This window comes from Bacillus sp. FJAT-45037, from assembly GCF_002797325.1.
GTDB lineage: Bacteria > Bacillota > Bacilli > Bacillales > Bacillaceae_D > Alkalihalophilus.
In genome coordinates, this window is record NZ_KZ454938.1 from 1,087,169 (window position 1) to 1,104,974 (window position 17,806).

The 17,806-nt window shown below is 40.8% G+C and carries 18 protein-coding genes and 2 riboswitches; of the genes, 12 read left to right on the forward strand and 6 right to left on the reverse strand.

What is annotated here, in order from left to right:
• The first annotated feature begins 7 nt into the window (after positions 1-7).
• The 7 genes from spoVAD to CDZ88_RS05605 all read left to right on the forward strand — a co-directional run bounded on the left by spoVAD (position 8) and on the right by CDZ88_RS05605 (position 7,078).
• A complete protein-coding gene (spoVAD, locus tag CDZ88_RS05570; RefSeq protein WP_100372596.1) occupies positions 8-1,018 on the forward strand; it encodes a stage V sporulation protein AD in 1,011 nt (336 codons plus the stop codon).
• Positions 1,018-1,368: a stage V sporulation protein AE gene (gene spoVAE, locus CDZ88_RS05575; RefSeq protein ID WP_100372597.1), complete on the forward strand. Its 351-nt coding sequence runs from the start codon at positions 1,018-1,020 to the stop codon at positions 1,366-1,368. Before spoVAD ends, spoVAE begins: the two co-directional genes overlap by 1 nt.
• A gap of 6 nt (positions 1,369-1,374) precedes the next feature.
• Positions 1,375-1,962, forward strand: a complete 588-nt coding sequence (locus CDZ88_RS05580; protein ID WP_100372598.1) for a stage V sporulation protein SpoVABEA — start codon at positions 1,375-1,377, stop codon at positions 1,960-1,962.
• A complete protein-coding gene (locus CDZ88_RS05585; protein WP_100372599.1) occupies positions 1,937-3,424 on the forward strand; it encodes a spore germination protein in 1,488 nt (495 codons plus the stop codon). The genes CDZ88_RS05580 and CDZ88_RS05585 overlap by 26 nt, the downstream gene beginning before the upstream one ends.
• Positions 3,425-4,061: 637 nt before the next feature.
• Positions 4,062-4,239, forward strand: a riboswitch (Lysine riboswitch).
• A gap of 90 nt (positions 4,240-4,329) precedes the next feature.
• Positions 4,330-5,652, forward strand: coding sequence for a diaminopimelate decarboxylase (gene lysA, locus CDZ88_RS05595; protein WP_100372601.1), 1,323 nt, complete (start codon positions 4,330-4,332; stop codon positions 5,650-5,652).
• A gap of 153 nt (positions 5,653-5,805) precedes the next feature.
• Entirely contained in the window at positions 5,806-6,555 is a 750-nt protein-coding gene (locus tag CDZ88_RS05600) for a sugar phosphate isomerase/epimerase family protein (RefSeq protein ID WP_100372602.1), read from the forward strand.
• Between the two features lie 88 nt (positions 6,556-6,643).
• A complete protein-coding gene (locus CDZ88_RS05605; RefSeq protein ID WP_100372603.1) occupies positions 6,644-7,078 on the forward strand; it encodes a peptidylprolyl isomerase in 435 nt (144 codons plus the stop codon).
• Between the two features lie 138 nt (positions 7,079-7,216).
• On the opposite strand, the gene CDZ88_RS05610 is transcribed toward CDZ88_RS05605, so the two are convergent.
• Both CDZ88_RS05610 and CDZ88_RS05615 read right to left on the reverse strand, forming a co-directional pair.
• A complete protein-coding gene (locus CDZ88_RS05610) occupies positions 7,217-8,317 on the reverse strand; it encodes a M24 family metallopeptidase (protein WP_100372604.1) in 1,101 nt (366 codons plus the stop codon).
• 16 nt (positions 8,318-8,333) lie between these two features.
• On the reverse strand, positions 8,334-8,933 hold the full coding sequence (locus CDZ88_RS05615; protein ID WP_100372605.1) for a sodium:solute symporter family transporter: 600 nt from the start codon (positions 8,931-8,933) through the stop codon (positions 8,334-8,336).
• Between the two features lie 434 nt (positions 8,934-9,367).
• Between CDZ88_RS05615 and CDZ88_RS05620 the strand changes: the two genes are divergently transcribed.
• On the forward strand, positions 9,368-9,991 hold the full coding sequence (locus CDZ88_RS05620; RefSeq protein WP_157796486.1) for an SIMPL domain-containing protein: 624 nt from the start codon (positions 9,368-9,370) through the stop codon (positions 9,989-9,991).
• Between the two features lie 45 nt (positions 9,992-10,036).
• On the opposite strand, the gene CDZ88_RS05625 is transcribed toward CDZ88_RS05620, so the two are convergent.
• The 3 genes from CDZ88_RS05625 to CDZ88_RS05635 are packed head-to-tail and all read right to left on the reverse strand — an operon-like array spanning position 10,037 to position 11,919.
• Positions 10,037-10,729 (reverse strand): ABC transporter ATP-binding protein, encoded by a 693-nt coding sequence (locus CDZ88_RS05625; RefSeq protein WP_100372607.1) that lies wholly within the window; start codon positions 10,727-10,729, stop codon positions 10,037-10,039.
• The gene (locus tag CDZ88_RS05630) at positions 10,726-11,109 is read right to left on the reverse strand and encodes a GntR family transcriptional regulator (RefSeq protein ID WP_100372608.1); all 384 of its coding nucleotides are present in this window, start codon (positions 11,107-11,109) and stop codon (positions 10,726-10,728) included. The genes CDZ88_RS05625 and CDZ88_RS05630 overlap by 4 nt, the downstream gene beginning before the upstream one ends.
• Before the next feature lie 3 nt (positions 11,110-11,112).
• Positions 11,113-11,919 carry a hypothetical protein gene (locus CDZ88_RS05635; protein ID WP_100372609.1) on the reverse strand — a complete coding sequence of 269 codons (807 nt, stop codon included), beginning with the start codon at positions 11,917-11,919 and terminating at the stop codon, positions 11,113-11,115.
• A gap of 170 nt (positions 11,920-12,089) precedes the next feature.
• Here CDZ88_RS05635 and CDZ88_RS05640 point away from each other — a divergent pair, with 170 nt between their 5' ends.
• Positions 12,090-12,551, forward strand: coding sequence for an SMI1/KNR4 family protein (locus tag CDZ88_RS05640; protein ID WP_100372610.1), 462 nt, complete (start codon positions 12,090-12,092; stop codon positions 12,549-12,551).
• A 72-nt stretch (positions 12,552-12,623) separates the two neighbouring features.
• On the opposite strand, the gene CDZ88_RS05645 is transcribed toward CDZ88_RS05640, so the two are convergent.
• A complete protein-coding gene (locus tag CDZ88_RS05645; protein ID WP_100374606.1) occupies positions 12,624-14,084 on the reverse strand; it encodes a potassium/proton antiporter in 1,461 nt (486 codons plus the stop codon).
• Between the two features lie 254 nt (positions 14,085-14,338).
• A riboswitch (FMN riboswitch) is annotated at positions 14,339-14,521 on the forward strand.
• Positions 14,522-14,795: 274 nt separating this feature from the next.
• Here CDZ88_RS05645 and ribD point away from each other — a divergent pair.
• Genes ribD through CDZ88_RS05660 form a run of 3 tightly spaced genes read left to right on the forward strand, consistent with a single transcriptional unit; the run spans position 14,796 to position 17,759 of the window.
• Entirely contained in the window at positions 14,796-15,878 is a 1,083-nt protein-coding gene (ribD, locus tag CDZ88_RS05650) for a bifunctional diaminohydroxyphosphoribosylaminopyrimidine deaminase/5-amino-6-(5-phosphoribosylamino)uracil reductase RibD (RefSeq protein ID WP_100372611.1), read from the forward strand.
• A gap of 1 nt (position 15,879) precedes the next feature.
• The gene (ribE, locus tag CDZ88_RS05655; RefSeq protein ID WP_100372612.1) at positions 15,880-16,539 is read left to right on the forward strand and encodes a riboflavin synthase; all 660 of its coding nucleotides are present in this window, start codon (positions 15,880-15,882) and stop codon (positions 16,537-16,539) included.
• A 14-nt stretch (positions 16,540-16,553) separates the two neighbouring features.
• Positions 16,554-17,759, forward strand: coding sequence for a bifunctional 3,4-dihydroxy-2-butanone-4-phosphate synthase/GTP cyclohydrolase II (locus CDZ88_RS05660; RefSeq protein ID WP_100372613.1), 1,206 nt, complete (start codon positions 16,554-16,556; stop codon positions 17,757-17,759).
• Positions 17,760-17,806 lie beyond the last annotated feature (47 nt).

The window sequence follows — 17,806 nt, forward strand, 5'->3', positions numbered from 1 at the left end:
TGGCGCAATGAAAGTAGGGAAGCAAACATGGTCCTTTAACAATGATGTGTTCATTCAATCAACTGGTACAGTGGTAGGTCCATTGGAAGGGAAAGGGCCACTTGGTTCATATTTTGATAAAGTGTTCGACAATTTGTATTGCGGTGCTGATAATTGGGAGCTAGCAGAAAGAGCCTTAATGGAAGAGGCGGTTCAAATCAGTCTAGAGAAAGTGAACCGTAAACCGGCAGACATGGATGTTTTGCTAGCGGGAGACTTATTAAACCAAATCGTGACATCGAATTACACAGCCAGGCAGCTAGCGATCCCGTTTTTAGGTATGTTCTCAGCTTGTGCAACAGTAATGGAGGCAGTTGCTATTGCTTCTGTTCTCGTTAACAGCCAATACGTTGATCATGCATTGGTCGCTGTTAGTAGCCATCATTCTACAGCAGAACGTCAATTTCGTTATCCAACCGAATTCGGTGGGCAACGACCAGAAACATCAACCTATACCGTAACAGGTGCTGGTGCTGTGATTATTGGTCGAAAGGTGTCAAAGATAAAAGTAGAACTAGCTACTATTGGTCAGGTGGTAGATATGGGGATTGGAAATCCAATGGATATGGGGTCAGCGATGGCTCCAGCCGCCGCCAAAACATTATTAACTCACTTAAAAGATACGAAACGCGATCCGACTTACTATGATTTGATTGTCACTGGTGATTTATCACGTGTAGGAAGTTCTATTATGCGCAAGCTAGTAGAAGAAGAAGGTGTCAAATTAGGAACAAATTATGAAGATTGTGGCGTGATTTTATATCACCAGGAACAACCTGTTTTCTCTGGTGGTAGTGGCGCAGGATGTCCTGCAGTCGTTACTTTTGGTTATTTGATGCGTGAGATGGAGCGTGGTGCCATTAAGAAGTTATTAGTCATTGCTACAGGAGCTTTACTGAGTCCAATCATGATGCAGCAAAAAGAAACGATTCCCTCAATTGCACATGCAGTAGTATTTGAACGTTGGGGGGATGTCTAATGGAATACATCACGGCCTTTATCGTCGGTGGTATCATCTGCATCATTGGTCAGTTGTTCTTAGACATAGGTAAGCTCTCGCCAACTCATACATTGTGTGCACTTGTCGTATTAGGTGCTCTCTTAGACGGTTTTCATTTATACGACAGGCTAATTGATTTCGCAGGTGCGGGAGCAACAGTTCCGATTACAAGTTTCGGACACTCACTTGTTCATGGGGCGATGGCTGAGGGAGAAAGATATGGATTTTTAGGAGTCGGAATGGGTGTATTTGAGGTAACTTCAGTGGGCATTTCATCGACGATTTTATTTAGCTTTTTAGTAGCTCTACTATTTAAGCCGAGGGGGTGAGTAGGTGTGGCAGATAAGCGTAAGGTGATTTTGATTACTGATGGAGATGAACATGCAAAAAGAGCGGTCGAATTGGTCGCAAAAGATATGGGGGGAAGGTGCATTAGCCAATCAGGAGGCAACCCTTCCCATATTAGCGGTGAGGAACTTGTTCAAATGATTTTGCACGCACCTACAGAACCTGTACTAGTCATGTTTGATGATTGTGGGTACCATTACGAGGGACCGGGAGAACAAGCGATGAGAATTGTTGCTACTCATCCAGACATTAATGTATTAGGAGCGATTGCTGTCGCCTCTGCCACACATTCGTGCGAGTGGACGAAAGTCGATATTAGTCTTGATCGTTACGGAGAGTTAACAGAGTACGGAGTGGATAAGGACGGAGTAGCGGATATGGAAGTAGGAAGAATTAATGGCGATACCGTCTATATTCTTGATCAACTAGATCTTCCGTTTATCGTTGGGATTGGCGATATCGGAAAGATGGCAGGGTTAGATACGGTGAAAAAAGGCTGCCCTGTCACAAAACAAGCAGTAGAACTCATCTTAGAGAGGAGTGGTCAACGTGAGTCAAAAAAAGAAGGAACATGAAGAGCATTTTACACGTGATTTCACAAAAAATGAGACGCGTTTAGCAGAGCGACTTGGTTTAGGTAAATCTTTTGATGTTGGTGTTAGGAAGTTATTTATTTTAGATCGTCAAGTCAATATTTATTTTGTCAATGGACTTGTAGATAACCAATATATTATTGAAATTTTAAAAGAGTTGATGGACCTTGACGTTCGTCACCGTAAAACAAATAGTGTCAAAGAAGCGATTAAAAATCATTTAACCCATGTTCAAGTAGAAGAATCAAACTCAATTGATAATGTCATAACGCAGATGCTATCTGGATTAATCTTTATTCTTGTTGAAGGTGAAGAGGAAGCGTTTGTCATTGATGTGCGCATGTATCCGACGCGAGGACCAGAAGAACCAGATACGGAGCGTGTTGTACGCGGGGCGCGTGACGGATACACAGAGAACATTATTATTAATACGGCCTTAACGAGACGACGCATTCGTGATGAACGGTTACGTAATGAAATTTTGCAAGTAGGTGTTCGTTCGAAAACAGATATCAGTGTGACTTATATTGAAGGGATTGCTGACCCGAAACTTGTTGACATTATTATCAAAGAACTTGAAGCCATTGAAATTGATGGGATTGCAATGACAGACAAAATCGTCGAAGAGTATATTGTAAAACAAGGGTTGAATCCATTTCCGCTTGTTCGTTACACTGAACGGCCAGACGTTGTGGCTACACATTTACTCGAAGGGCATATTGCCATCATTGTCGATACATCTCCGAGTGTCATTATTACACCAACAACTTTGTTTCATCATGTTCAACACGCGGAAGAATATCGTCAGTCGCCTGCTGTCGGAACCTTTCTAAGGTGGACTCGATTTGTAGGGATTTTCTTTTCATTGTTTATTTTACCATTTTGGCTCTTGCTAGTTGTTCAGCCAAGCTTATTACCTGCAGCGCTTGATTTCATTGGGCCGGAAGAAACGAATAATATACCGATCGTTCTTCAAATTCTCTTTGCCGAACTTGGTATTGAATTGCTACGAATGGCAGCGATTCATACACCATCTCCTCTTGCTACCGCATTAGGCTTAGTAGCAGCACTTTTAATAGGAGAGATTGCTATAGAGGTTGGATACTTTACTCCAGAAGTTATTTTGTATGTTGCCATAGGGGCAATTGGAATGTTTGCAACCCCGAGTTACGAGTTGGGGATTGCTCTTCGGATCGCTAGAGTGTTTCTTATAATAGCAGTAGCCATCTTCCATTTACAAGGATTTGTAATTGGTACAACATTGTTCTTGCTGTTCCTAGTAATGATGAAAACATTCAATAAACCATATATGTGGCCATTCATCCCATTTGACCCACCAGCCATTTGGCAAATCTTAATCCGTTCAACTGTTCCATCCGTCCGCTGGCGCCCAAGTATCGTCAACCCACAAGACCCCGTCAAACAAAAACCAACCGGGAGGTAATAAGAAAAGCGGAGGCGACTTTTTTGGAATGAGGGAAAACTAGGGGGAGCCAAAAGAAGTCGCTTTTTGATTTCGTTGGATTCCCCGGTTTTCCCCGAATTCCAAGGAGCCGCAGCTAGACAGAAAAGCGGAGGTTGCCGGTTAGAGGCGTGATGCAAATGTTCTGGCAGATAAAAAGCGCTTTTTGCTTTTATATCTGGCAGGTTATTTGACCACGAGCCACTGGCAACCGCAGCTAGACAGAAAAGCGGAGGAGTCCGTTAAGTGACGTATGAAATGGAGGGCGGCGACCGAGATAAAGGAAACACAGAGAACGTAGTGATCTGATGTTGACTTATCGACCGAGGCGAACGGCATTTCACTAGGCGCTGGACTCATGAGCTAGACAGAAAAGTGGAGGCGACTGTTCTGGGGTGAGGAAGGATTTTTTCCATATTTTTGATGCATTTGCGCGGAAACTAATTTAATTTGCGCGGAAATGATACGATTTCGCTCGCATTAATCAAAATTTTGCGCGAAAACGGATAAGATTCGCTCGAAACTTCCTCTCTAAAATAATCTCACTTCTATCGTTTAAGGGTTGAAGCTTGCGAAATAGTGTGCTACATTTATTTCAATAACTGAATCAACCTCATGAAAGTGGGGTAGAGGCGCAAAACGAATGAGTAGATTTGGGGAGCTTGTGGCAAGCATAGAACCAGATGGAAAGGTCAATTTGCCGAAGTACTTATGGATTGCCGATAACATAAGTGCTGGGTCGTTCTTAAACAAAGAACGAACTGTCACTACTTTTGTAGTGGAGGACTATTCTAAAAATGAGGTTACTCTTTTGCATTTACAAGCAGCTAGTGTAACAACATTAGCTGCTTTTTTGTATAGTTTTGAGATAAAAGGAGAGAGAATGAATGTATATGCATGGATCAAGTCGAATAAATGAAAAAGGACATCTAGAAATTGGAGGAGTCGACACAGTTGAATTATCAAGTCAGTATGGTACCCCTCTATTTGTTTACGATATCGCCCTAATTAGAGAAAGAGCAGAACAATTTCAACAAGCTTTTATAGATGAAGGTGTTCAATACCAAGTTGCTTATGCTTCGAAAGCGTTTAGTTGCATCGCCATGTTTCAACTTGCACATGAACTAGGGTTGAGCTTAGATGTAGTCTCAGGTGGAGAGTTGTATACAGCTATTCAAGCAGGGATGCCGATGGAGCGGGTTCATTTTCACGGAAACAATAAAAGTATGAGCGAATTAGAAATGGCGGTTGAAGCTCGTATTGGTTGTGTCGTCGTTGATAACTTCTATGAACTAAAACAGCTTGGACGGATTTGTTCAAAACAGAATGTCAAAATGGATATTTTACTTCGAATTACTCCGGGTGTTGAAGCACATACGCATGATTATATCTCAACCGGTCAAGAAGACTCTAAATTCGGTTTTGATTTAGAGAGCGGGCAAGTTGATGAAGCGATTCATTTAGCTCAAGAGGACATACATCTAAACCTGTTGGGCATTCACAGCCATATCGGCTCGCAAATTTTTGAAACGAGTGGGTTTGTAATGGCTGTTGAGAAGATGTTTGAGTACATTGAGAAGTGGCGTAATGAGCTTCACTTTACTCCGTCTGTGCTGAACCTTGGCGGTGGTTTTGGTATTCGTTACATAGAAGGTGATACGCCATTACCAGTTGGAGAGTACGTGGGTAAGATGGTTCAAGTAATCAAGGAAAAAGCTGCAACTCATGAGATCGAGATTCCGGAAATTTGGATCGAACCAGGCCGCTCATTAGTTGGAGATGCTGGCACCACTCTTTATACCATTGGATCGAACAAAGATATTCCTAATGTCCGTCATTATTTATCTGTCGATGGAGGAATGAGCGATAACCTTAGACCAGCCCTTTATCAAGCAGAGTATGAAGGAATCCTTGCTAATCGTGCAAAGGAAGAAGCAACAGAAACCTTCTCGATTGCCGGTAAATGTTGTGAAAGTGGCGACATGCTCATATGGGATCTCCCGTTACCTAAAGCCAATCATGAAGACATCTTAGCGGTATTCTGTACAGGGGCGTACGGGTATTCAATGGCGAACAACTACAACCGAATCCCAAGACCACCCGTTGTCTTCGTCGAAAAAGGGGAAGAGGAACTTGTAATAAAGCGTGAATCTTACGAAGATCTTGTACGTCTTGATTTACCATTAAAACAAGTGACGAAAAACGTATAAAAGAATAGCTAGTAAGGCCGTAGATCCTCAAGATTTACGGCCTTTTGATCGTTCATACTAGTCTGAACTTGGCCTTCGATAATATCTATTACTCTACTCTTTTATGGTAAGATAAAGAAGGATAATTATGGGAATATAAAAAGGAGGATTTTCATGAAAGTAGCTGTTCAATTGTATACGTTGCGGGACGAGTGTGAAAAAGATTTTGTTGGGACGTTAGAGAAAATTGCTGCTTTAGGCTATGACGGGGTGGAATTTGCTGGTCACTGGGGTGGCTTTAAGGCGAATGAGTTAAGAGAGCTTCTCGATTCGATTGGTTTAGAAGCTTCGGGAAGTCATGTTTCGGTTGAGATGCTTCGAGACAATTTAGAAGAGATCTTGCAATATCAGCAAGTAATCGGTTCGAAACATGTGATTTGTCCCTACCTTGAAGAAGAACGCCGCCGTAACTTAGAGGACTATAGCAAGTTAGTACCTTTCTTTAATAAAGTGGGAGAGCGTTGTAAGCAATTGAACATCGCTTTTAGCTATCATAATCATGACTTTGAGCTCGAGGTATTTGATACAGTCAAACCGTTAAACCATCTTTTAGATGAGACGAATGCTGCTTATGTGAATGCTGAATTTGATATTTATTGGTTAACAAAAGCAAATGAACTACCAAGTGAGTGGATCAAACGCTACCATGGACGCACGCCATTGCTTCACCTTAAAGATATGACGGTAGATGATGAAAAAGAATTTGCTGAGCTTGGAACGGGTGGTGTCGATATAAAAGCTGCAATAGAGGCGGGTGCGGAGTCTGGTGTGGAGTGGCTAATCGTTGAGCAAGATCAATGTAAGGGTTCTCCCTTTGATAGTATAGAATTGAGTATTAACTATTTAAAAGGTATTCTCAACTAGTCTTTACCTTTTTTTGATTGCTTCGATTTCACAATTGCTTCAGTTTCGTGTACAATAAGATGAAACTTATTTTATGGAGGCTATACATATGAAAAAAGGTAGTATTGCATTTGAAAACGGCGAAAAGTTAGTGATTGAATTTTACGAAGAAGCTGCACCTAAAACAGTTGAAAACTTCGAGAAATTAGCAAATGAAGGTTTCTACAACGGTCTTACTTTCCACCGCGTGATTCCTGGTTTCGTAGCTCAAGGTGGCTGCCCTACAGGTAATGGTACAGGTGGTCCTGGTTATTCAATTAATTGTGAAACAGAAGGAAATCCTCATAAACATGTTGCAGGTTCTCTATCTATGGCGCATGCAGGTAAAGATACAGGCGGAAGCCAGTTCTTCTTAGTTCATGAGGCACAACCTCATTTAGACGGTGTTCACACTGTTTTTGGACAAGTTGTTGAAGGACTTGATTTAGTAACACGCATTAAGCAAAACGATGTAATGCAAGAAGTGAAAGTTTGGGAAGAGTAAACGACATTAGGAGAAGAGTCATCTACGGATGGCTCTTTTTTTCGTATCTGAGGACAAGAGGATGGATTATTGAGCGAAGGTGAAAAATAATAATCACAAAGAAAGCTAGAGGGTATATGTTCTCCTCTAGCTTGAGTGTTATTTTACAATCGTTAATTCTTTCGGTGTTTTTGTTAGGGTGATATGCCCATCTTTTGTAATGAGTACATCATCTTCAATCCGAACGCCGCCTAGGACGGGGTCATATATTCCTGGCTCGATCGTATACACCATACCTTCTTTTAAAACATCATTATTTAGATGGCTCATTGAAGGGTATTCATGAACATTAATGCCCATACCGTGTCCTATGCGGTGTGGGAAACGATCTCCGTAACCGGCCTCTGTAATTACATCGCGCGCAATCTGGTCTAGATCACCAATTCTTGTTCCAGGTTTACTAATGCGAAGAGAGGCAAGTTGAGCTTTTAATACAGTCTCATAAAGGGCTAACTTTTCTTCACTGATGGAATCAAAAGCAAAAGTACGTGTGATATCTGATGTATATCCTTCAAGAACTACACCTAAATCAAATAATACGAAGTCGCCCTTTGCTAATTTACGGTTACCAGGATTTCCATGAGGGGCGCCTGATTTTTCACCGAATAATACCATTGTTGAAAAGGACATTTCACGAATGCCTTTTTTCTTCAGTTCATACTCAATCGTTGCTAAAACTTCCATTTCGGTAATGCCTTCTTTTAACGATTCCATACCTACTTTGACACCGAAGTCAGCAAGCTCTGCTGCGCGTTTGATAATCTCAATCTCATGATCGTCTTTTATAACACGCATTTGATTTAATTCATCATGAACGGCAGAAAGCTGAGCATGTGGGAATAATGTCAGTAAGTCATTCATTCGTGAAACGGTGAGGACATCGGTCTCAATCGCTACATCGTTTATTGATTTGATGTCACGTTCACTAAGAGTCGCTCTGAAAAGATCCCATGGGTTTTCGTGATCGGCATAGCCAATTAATTCATCCGTCCATCCGGCATCACGCACCTGAGATGTTTCCATCCCTGGTGTAATCATAAGCGGAGCTTTGTTTGGAAAGACAAACAAGCCAACTAATCTCTCATGAGGGTCTGTGTAAAAATTAGATAAATAGAAGATGTTTTCCTTAGACGTAATAAATGCTGCATCTTTTTCTTCGTCTTTTAACCATTGAGTTAAACGTTCTATACGTTGTTTCACAAAATCGTCCTCCCTATTACGTGGTTTTTACTGATTGAGATTGATTATTCTTTTGTGTAAATAGTGATACGACAATTAAGACGATGATTGCAAACGGAACGGAAACGACAGCTGCATTCAGTTCAAATGGTTGTCCGAGAGCAACTTCCCACGTTAACATTGAGATGAGTCCTGCAAACATAGATGCAATACCTCCAAGAACAGTCACTCGCTTCCAGAAGAATACGGCAAGAACGGCTGGTGTGATACTTGCTCCATACACCGTGTACGCATACATTTGAACTGCGAGAACTGATGGGAAGAAACTGATCATAATGAATGCTAAGACGCCAAGAACAACAATAAACATGCGTGTCATCCAAAGTTTTCGCTTATCTGTTGCATCCCGGTTAATATAGTTGCCATAAATGTCATAGGTTAAGTTCGTTGCAGCTGATAATAAATAAGAGTTCCCTGTTGTAATGATAAAGGATGCAGCGGCAGCAAGCAATAGTCCACCGATTGCAGTTGGCATAATAACGGTAGTAGCAAGTAGCGCCATTCCAGGATCAATATCTGGGAAAATCGAGCGTGATGTGAAGGCAATAATGGCAATAGATGGTGAAATAACAAGCATAGCAATTAACCAACCTATTTGACCACGCTTTGAATGGGTCTTGTTGTAATTCCATAACGTTAAATTTCATCTCCTAATTGTTTTTTTCGCATTTACTCACATATGTGACGATTCAAACGGCGCTTATTAAGCTAACATAGTTTTTAAAGGAAATAAAATTGAATTAAAAGTTGATATGTCAGGGGAAGTGGGCATATTTTTGTTTTGTGTATTATTTCACAAATGCAATTTAGTTAATAAGAGCATAGCTTTGCAAAATTGGTTTACTTTTATGAATTATTACATAAAATACACGATTTACTCAACTTAAATAGTTCTTTATACCTACAAAATAATACGGCTAAACTAACATTTACCGTCATTATTGAGCGAGTCTGGAATAGACTACTAGAGATGTTTCAACCGTGTGAAAGACTATGGAAGGGAGATATGAGATGGAAGATCTTCAAAAATTAACGGTGATTGGTGAAGGGGTTATACGGGTTGCCCCTGACCGAGCACAAGTGACGCTGGGTGTAGTAACGGAGGATGAGTCCGTTAGTCAAGCGCAACAAACGAATAACGATCTTTTTGAGGCAATCATTACCGGGTTAAACACTTTAGGTATTCAAGAAGAGGACATTCGAACAACCACTTATCGAATCGAACCTCGTTATGATTTTGTAGAGGGTGTTCAAAAATTTAGAGGGTATGAAGTCACCCATATGATTCAAATCATTGTCGAAGATTTAACACAGACAGGTGTGGTTATCGATGTCGCTGTTGAAAATGGAGCGAACGTAATATCGTCGATTGATTTTACGGTCGAAGAAACAGCGAGTATCTATCAACAAGCATTGCAGCTTGCGCTCGGAGATGCTAAAAATAAAGCGTTAGCGATGACTGAATCGACTAATGTTACATTAAACGATATTCCAATTAAAATGACAGAACGTTCCGATGGAGGGCAGGCGCGATTTTATGATGGGGTGATGATGAGTGCCCAGGCCACACCAATCCAAGCTGGTACGATCTCTATTCTGGCAACGGTAGAGGTTGTGTATACGTACGGAACATAAAAAAAGGAGCTGTGACCCTACTCAGGTTACAGCTCTTTTATTTGATTACTTGTTATAGATTTCTGTCATCCATTCTACAATGCTTTTATTCTTCGTGAATCGTAGGTCCTCAACGTTATGATGACCAACAATATCTCCGTCTCGAATCGCAATGACTTCATCAAGAATAGTCTCCACTTCTTTAATTTCATGAGTGGTGATGATGATGACTTGATTTTCAAGGTCGACAAACGAGATGAGACCTTGAACAATTGACTCACGTACCATTGGATCAAGACCCGAGAAAGGTTCATCAAGTAAAATTACAGGCACATCACGAGCAAGGGTTAAGATCAGCTTTAAACGACCACGATTCCCCTTAGAGAGATGTTTTAACTTTGCTTTTGAATCAAGCTTCATAAACAAGCGGATTTCTTCGGCTTTTTCGATATTGAAATCTTCAAATTGAGTAGCAAAAAACCGGATCGTTTCGCCGACATTATAGAAACTGTAATATTCATCAAGCTCCGAAAGATAAGTGACATCTGTAGCAATTTGACGAGTCACCTTTTTACCATTTACTGTAATCGTCCCTTTGTTTGGTTGAGTAAGGCCTGCAATCAATTTTAACGTTGTTGATTTACCACTTCCGTTTTCACCAATTAATCCTATGATCTTTCCTTTAGAAAGTTCTAAATTTATGTCTTTTAACGCGACTTTTCGAACGTATTTTTTTGTTACATTTTTAAATGAAATCATTGGTTTGACTCCTCTCTATTACTCTGTAAAAATTCTAATAATCCAACTTCTATTTCTTTATTTGAATAACCCATTTGATGCATCAAGGAGACAAACTGAGAAATCTCTTCATTTTTTAAGGACTCGCGCATCGTTTGAAGAACGTTCTGATTTTCTGTGACAAATGTTCCTTGGCCCCGTCTTGATTCCACAATGTTCATCCCCTCTAATTCTCGGTATGTTCGTTGCACAGTGTTTGGATTAACGCTTGCCGAGAGCGCAGTGTCACGGACAGATGGTAGTTTGTCTCCTGGAGCTAATTCTCCTCGTAAAATTTCCCCTTGGATGCGTTCAGCTAATTGAATGTAGATTGGTTTTGATGAGTGGAATGTATCTGTCATAACTTACACCTCAATTTTTCGATCTAATATCCAACAAGCAAGGAAGAACAAAACAATGGCAAACATAGTATCGTAGACAACGGTTCCTGTATAAAAAGAGAACACATCATAGCCAGTTGTTACTTCTGTTCCGCCTTCCAGACTTGTTTCGAAGTCAATGCTTTGAAGCATATTGCCTAGTTCAATTTTCCCCCACTGTGTTAATGTCTCGTGAAATCGAGTGGAGGAGAACCATCCGACAAAAGCACCAAGTGCTAAGGCGCTTAATCCTGTCACAATAAAACTTAAGAAACCGTGCATGATAGAAGATAGGCGCAAGAAAATCACCCAAAAGAACATGATCCAGACTGAAATGGATAGAGCCATTAAAAATAAGGCGATACCTCCGTAAAAACCAAGTTCTAACAGTTGAGCTACTGTAATAAATTCAGATACATCCGCCCAAACAGGTGAATTAGTTAGAGCAATAAATCCGACTGTCACAACAAGGATTGTTGTGACAATCATCGAAGCCGCACCAGCAACTAATTTTGCTGTCAATAAACCGTAAGACGGAAGCGGGTTATGAAGCCAAAGATGTAACTTTTTCTTCTCTGCTTGTAAACTGTAGAGCATGTAATAGGCTAAATAAAAAATTTGAAGACCAGTAGCTAGAATCGTGATTCCTATTAATGGCTCCCACATGATGTCGTACCTGTTACCAAAGAAGAGGCCAATCAAACAAAGTGCAATAAATGCAATAACAGGCATTAAAAACGCCGGTATTCCTAAACGTAATTCTTTTTTTACTAAATTCCCCCATGCCGTCATGTAAATCCCTCCAGATTTTATTAAGTGTTAGTGTGTTAGTTAGATAGTACACTAATACATAATTACAGTCAATAGATGTAAAAAAATAATCAAGCCTATCTTGTGCTATTAGTTGTCATCACATTGTTGTTACGTAACAATAGTAGATAATTGAACAGGAGGGTGAAAGGATGCCAATCGAACAGTATCAAGGAAAATCTTTTTGGAAGGTACCATCGGAATACAAACCGGGAAAGAAATTAACGGAGGAGATGGTTAGGAAGGTAGAAGAGATGCTAGATGTTTCGTTGCCCAAAGAATATGTTTCGTTAATGATGGAGCAAAACGGAGGAGAACTAAACTATCGCTACGTATTCTTTGAAGATGATGAGGCGGCGATCATTCCGTTCTTTCATGAATTAGATGAAGAAACAGGTGTGGGATTATCGCAAATTTTTATGACTCAGCTGCATTTAGCCGAACGGCAAGTGTTGTTAACAGGCGACATGCATACATGGACTTCTTTAGACTATCGCTACGACCACCAACCGAGAGTTGTTTATTTTTATGAAACAGGGGACGGGCAATGGGGTGAAGAACTGATTGCTGAAACATTTGATTTGTTTTTAAGCAAACTTTTTAAAAAAGAATGATGAGTTTGGAAATTTAAGAGTGATGTTAAAGAGCAAAACCTATTTCCCACTGTAGTGTGAGAGATAGGTTTTTTATGCTTTTTGTGATTTAGGATTTGATTCTTTCTCTAATAAAGAGATGAGTTTTTTTTCGCTTTCTTTAGAGACAAGGATATAGAGAATATCGCCTATTCGAATGGTTGTTTGTCCTGAGGGTGTAATTAACTCTCCATTTCGTATGATCGCGTTAATTAATACGTCTTTTGGGAATGGTATGACACTTAATGCCAGATTCGTTATTTGAGTTTCTTCATTTACTTCATATTCAATGATCTCAGCATTCGCCTGTCCAATCGAAACCAACTCAAGTGAATGCATCGGAGTAATCTTTTTTGGTCCGGTTAAATCTAGGGATTTGGCGAAGAAGTCAATGGTTGATCCTTGAATGAGTGTAGAGGTTAGCACAATAAAGAAGATAACATTGAAAAATAATTGGCTGTTGTCAAGACCAGCAATCAGAGGAAATGTAGCTAAAACAATCGGTACGGCTCCGCGTAAGCCAGCCCATGAAAGGAAGAGTTTTTCTCTCCATTCAAAACGCATCCCTGTTAATGAAAGAAACACTGCGACCGGACGTGCAACCACGATGAGGATGAGGGAGAGAGAGATTCCACCAATCATTACAGTAGGGTTTAATAAGTCTGTTGGCAAGACAAGCAAACCTAGAATCACAAACATGGAAATTTGCATCATCCAAGCAAACCCTTCATTAAAACGAAAAATCGAGTGTCGATACGTTAAATCATGGTTTCCAATCACAAGGGCCGCAACATAGACAGCAAGCAGTCCGCTCGCACTACTAAAGGCAGCAACACTATAGGCTAAAAGAGCAAACGCTAGAGCGAAAACGGGGTAAAGTCCACTAGAGTCAAGATTGATTCGGTTGATAGATATCGAAGCTATTTTACCGATCACGAGTCCAATGACCAATCCTGCGCCCATTTGCCATAAGAAGGCGGAAATCAGTGCAAGGATAGAAACTGAGTCATGAATAATGAGTTGAATAAAAGAAATCGTGAGAAATACCGCCATCGGGTCATTGGCTCCTGACTCCGCTTCAAGTGTTGAACCAAGACGTTCGCGGATATTATGGCCTTTTAATACAGCAAAGACTGCTGCTGCATCCGTTGAACCGACGATTGCCCCTATTAAGAATCCCTCTAACCAAGTTAGACCAAGTATATATTTAGCGGCAATAGCGATGATCGCCGTTGTTAAAAGAACACCGCCTGTGGCTAATGAAAGAGAGGGAATCATAACCGGTTTGACTTGTTTCCATTTCGTTTGGAGTCCACCTTCAAATAAAATGATGACAAGAGCAAAGATGCCTAGCAATTGAGCAAAACGAGTATTTTCGAAATGGATAAAGCCAATGCCATCACTGCCAAATAGCATCCCTAGTAAAATAAAAAGGACAAGAGCAGGAACGCCAAAACGAGAAGAAAATTTCGCTGCTAATACACCTGTGATCAATAGCAGGGCACCAAGTAACATGAAGTAATCATTCGAAGAGAGACTTTCAAACAAATGTATGCCCCCCTTTTATTAATGATAGACTTGTTCGATTTTAAGATAGAATCGTTCTTGTTTTATACTAAGTATATGTAGGTATTTGCCTATATGTTCACTAATTTATATTAATAAGTTTAGTAAAGCGCTTCCAAATAACTTCTTTAATTCAAGATGTTTTAGTTGACGGTTTGTAAGAAAACAAGATACAATGTCGGTAGTTGTAAAAAAATGAATAATGTTTCCTTCGGGGTGTGGTGAAATTCCCGACCGGCGGTGAGGAAGGTTCGCCTTCTAAGTCCGTGACCCGTTTTCGCCTTAAGAGGTGATGCATGAATCATTTAAATCATGTGTCGTAGAAAACGGTGGACCTGGTGTGAATCCGGGACCGACAGTTAAAGTCTGGATGGGAGAAGGAACGAGAGCATGATGATCAAAGGTTCTTTGCGAATTTTAACGATTTTACGTTGATTCGCATTGAGATTAAACATGCCTTATTAAGGTATACTTTTTTGAGATGGTATCCTTATTATAGGGACAAGTCTGTCTTTTTGCCTTTATCATTTAAAAGCTATTACGTATTCTATGTAGTAGTTAATTCATGCTACTCTTCTATAAAGATTAATCCCCCGAATAGCACCTTTATTCGGGGGTTTTTGTTTCCCATGAAGGGACATAGTAGGAGAGGGTTGCATCATGAATGACACAGATTACATGAAGTTTGCACTGCAATTGGCCGAACAAACGAGAGGCCAGACTTCTCCTAATCCAATGGTTGGTGCCGTCGTTGTTAAAAACGGGACAATTATTGGAATGGGTGCGCATCTTCGTGCCGGGGAAGGTCATGCAGAAGTTGAAGCATTAAAGATGGCAGGGGATAAGGCAAAAGGAGCAACAATTTACGTTACGCTTGAGCCTTGCAGTCATCACGGGAAAACGCCGCCTTGTGCGGGCTTGATCCTTGAAAAACAATTGAGCCGCGTTGTCGTAGCGACAGTAGACCCTAATCCGAATGTAGCAGGACGAGGCATCAAGCTATTACGAGATGCCGGTCTTACCGTCGATGTTGGAGTCTGTGAGCAAGAGGCGATTGAATTAAACCAAATGTTCTTCCATTATATTTTAACGAAACGACCATATGTCACGTTAAAAACGGCGACCACACTTGATGGTAAAACGGCAACTGTGACAGGTGAGAGTAAATGGATTACAAGTGAAGCAGCTCGAGTCGACGTCCATCAAGACCGCCATACTCATGATGCGATTTTAGTTGGGATTGGAACGGTTTTAGCAGATGATCCATCTTTAACTACGCGACTAGATCAAGGGGGGCGGAATCCGACCCGAATCATTCTAGATCGCACGTTACGGCTGCCGACATCAGCGAAGGTAGTCACAGATCGCGAAGCGCCGACTTGGGTCATTACGACGAAAGAAGCATCGAATAAAAAGCAACTTGAGTTAGAGCAATTAGGCGTGACCATTATCCGTTTAGAACAAGATTCAATTCGAACTCTGTTAGAGGAACTTGGGCGACGACAAATTATGTCTTTATATGTAGAAGGTGGACAACAAGTTCATGGAAGCTTTTTAGAGGCGAGGGCAGTGAATCAAGTGATCACGTATTTAGCGCCTAAACTAGTTGGCGGAACAATGGCTCCCACAGCAGTCGGTGGCAGAGGAATAGAGAAAATGAGCGATGCGATCGAACTTGATCTTGTCGATGTCAGACGAATTGGTCCGGATATTAAGCTGACATCAATTGTAAAGGAGGGGTAAGATGTTTACTGGAATCATAGAAGAGATTGGAACGATTGAAGAAGTAAGACAAAGCGGAGAAGCGATTGTAATGAAAATTGCTGCATCACATATTTTAACGGATGTCGCATTGGGCGATAGCATTGCAGTAAACGGCGTATGTCTAACCGTTACTTCCTACACAGATCGCTCCTTTACAGTTGATTTGATGCCAGAGACCGTAAGAGCAACGAGCTTGAATGGATTAGGGCGAGCATCAAAAGTTAACTTAGAACGCGCCATGAGTGCGAAGGGACGTTTCGGTGGTCATTTTGTATCTGGACATGTAGATGGGACTGGAACGATTCTTTCAAAAGATCAAAAAGATAACGCGGTGTATTACCGGATAGAAGCAGCTTCAGAACTGTTGCGTTATATGATATATAAAGGTTCTATTGCTGTAGATGGCACGAGTTTGACAATTTTCGGAGTAGATGAAGAATCCTTTACGATTTCCATCATCCCTCACACGATTGAAGAAACCATTATTGGAAGTAAGGGTGCAGGAGATATTGTGAATATTGAGTGCGATATGATCGGAAAATATATAGAGAAGTTTGTAACGAGACAAGGAATACAGCAATCAGCTACAAAAAAATCTTCATTAACAGATGCATTTTTATCTGAACATGGGTTTAAATAGGAGCGGTGGATAAGATGACAGAGAAATTATTTGATCCAATTGAAGAAGCAATTTATGAATTAATGCAAGGAAATGTCGTGATCGTGTGTGATGATGAAGACCGAGAGAACGAAGGAGACTTTGTGTCAATCGCTGAGAAAACAACACCAGAAGTGATTAACTTTATGGTGACTCATGGTCGGGGCTTGGTATGTACTCCAATTACTGAAGAACGTGCAAAAGAGCTTGATCTTACACCGATGGTTGATCTTAATACCGATCCTCATGGTACGGCGTTTACGGTGAGTATTGATCACCACACAACGACAACGGGGATTTCTGCACATGAACGCGCGGCGACAGTTCAAGCTTTAGTCGATGATCAAACAAAAAAGTTGCATTTTAAACGACCTGGTCATATTTTCCCACTAATTGCTAAAAATGGTGGGGTCCTTCGCCGTGCCGGTCATACAGAAGCAGCAGTCGACCTAGCAAGACTTTCAGGGGCTAAACCTGCAGGGGTTATTTGCGAGATTATGAATGAAGATGGATCGATGGCACGTGTACCTCAATTAAGAAAAATTGCTGATGAACATGATCTGAAGATGATTACAATCAAAGATCTTATCCAATATCGTCACCGTAAAGATAAGTTAGTTAAGCGAGAAGTAGAAATTAAACTACCGACTGATTTCGGTGATTTTCGTGCGATTGGTTACACGGATGTGATGGAAGGAAAAGAAAGTGTTGCTCTTGTAAAAGGGAACATATCTGAAGGAGAACCAACACTTGTCCGTGTTCATTCTGAGTGTTTAACTGGTGATGTATTTGGTTCAAAACGCTGCGATTGTGGTCCGCAGTTACATGCAGCTCTTGCTCAAATTGAGGAAGAAGGCACTGGAATTTTGCTTTATATGCGTCAAGAAGGTCGTGGGATTGGCCTGATGAATAAAATGAAAGCTTATAAACTGCAAGAAGAGGGCTATGATACAGTGGAAGCGAACGAGAAACTAGGATTTGGTCCCGATCTTAGAGATTATGGAATTGGTGCACAAATCTTAAGGGACCTAGGTGTGACTCAAATGAAGCTTTTGACGAATAACCCTAGAAAAATTACAGGTTTGAGTGGATATGGTCTTGAAGTTGTTGATCGTGTGGCCATTCAAATGCCTCATAATGCGGAGAATGAAAAATATTTACGCACTAAAAATGAAAAATTAGGACATATGCTTCATCTTTAATATTCACTAGACGGAAGGGTCGCATCACTAGCGACTCTTCATAACAC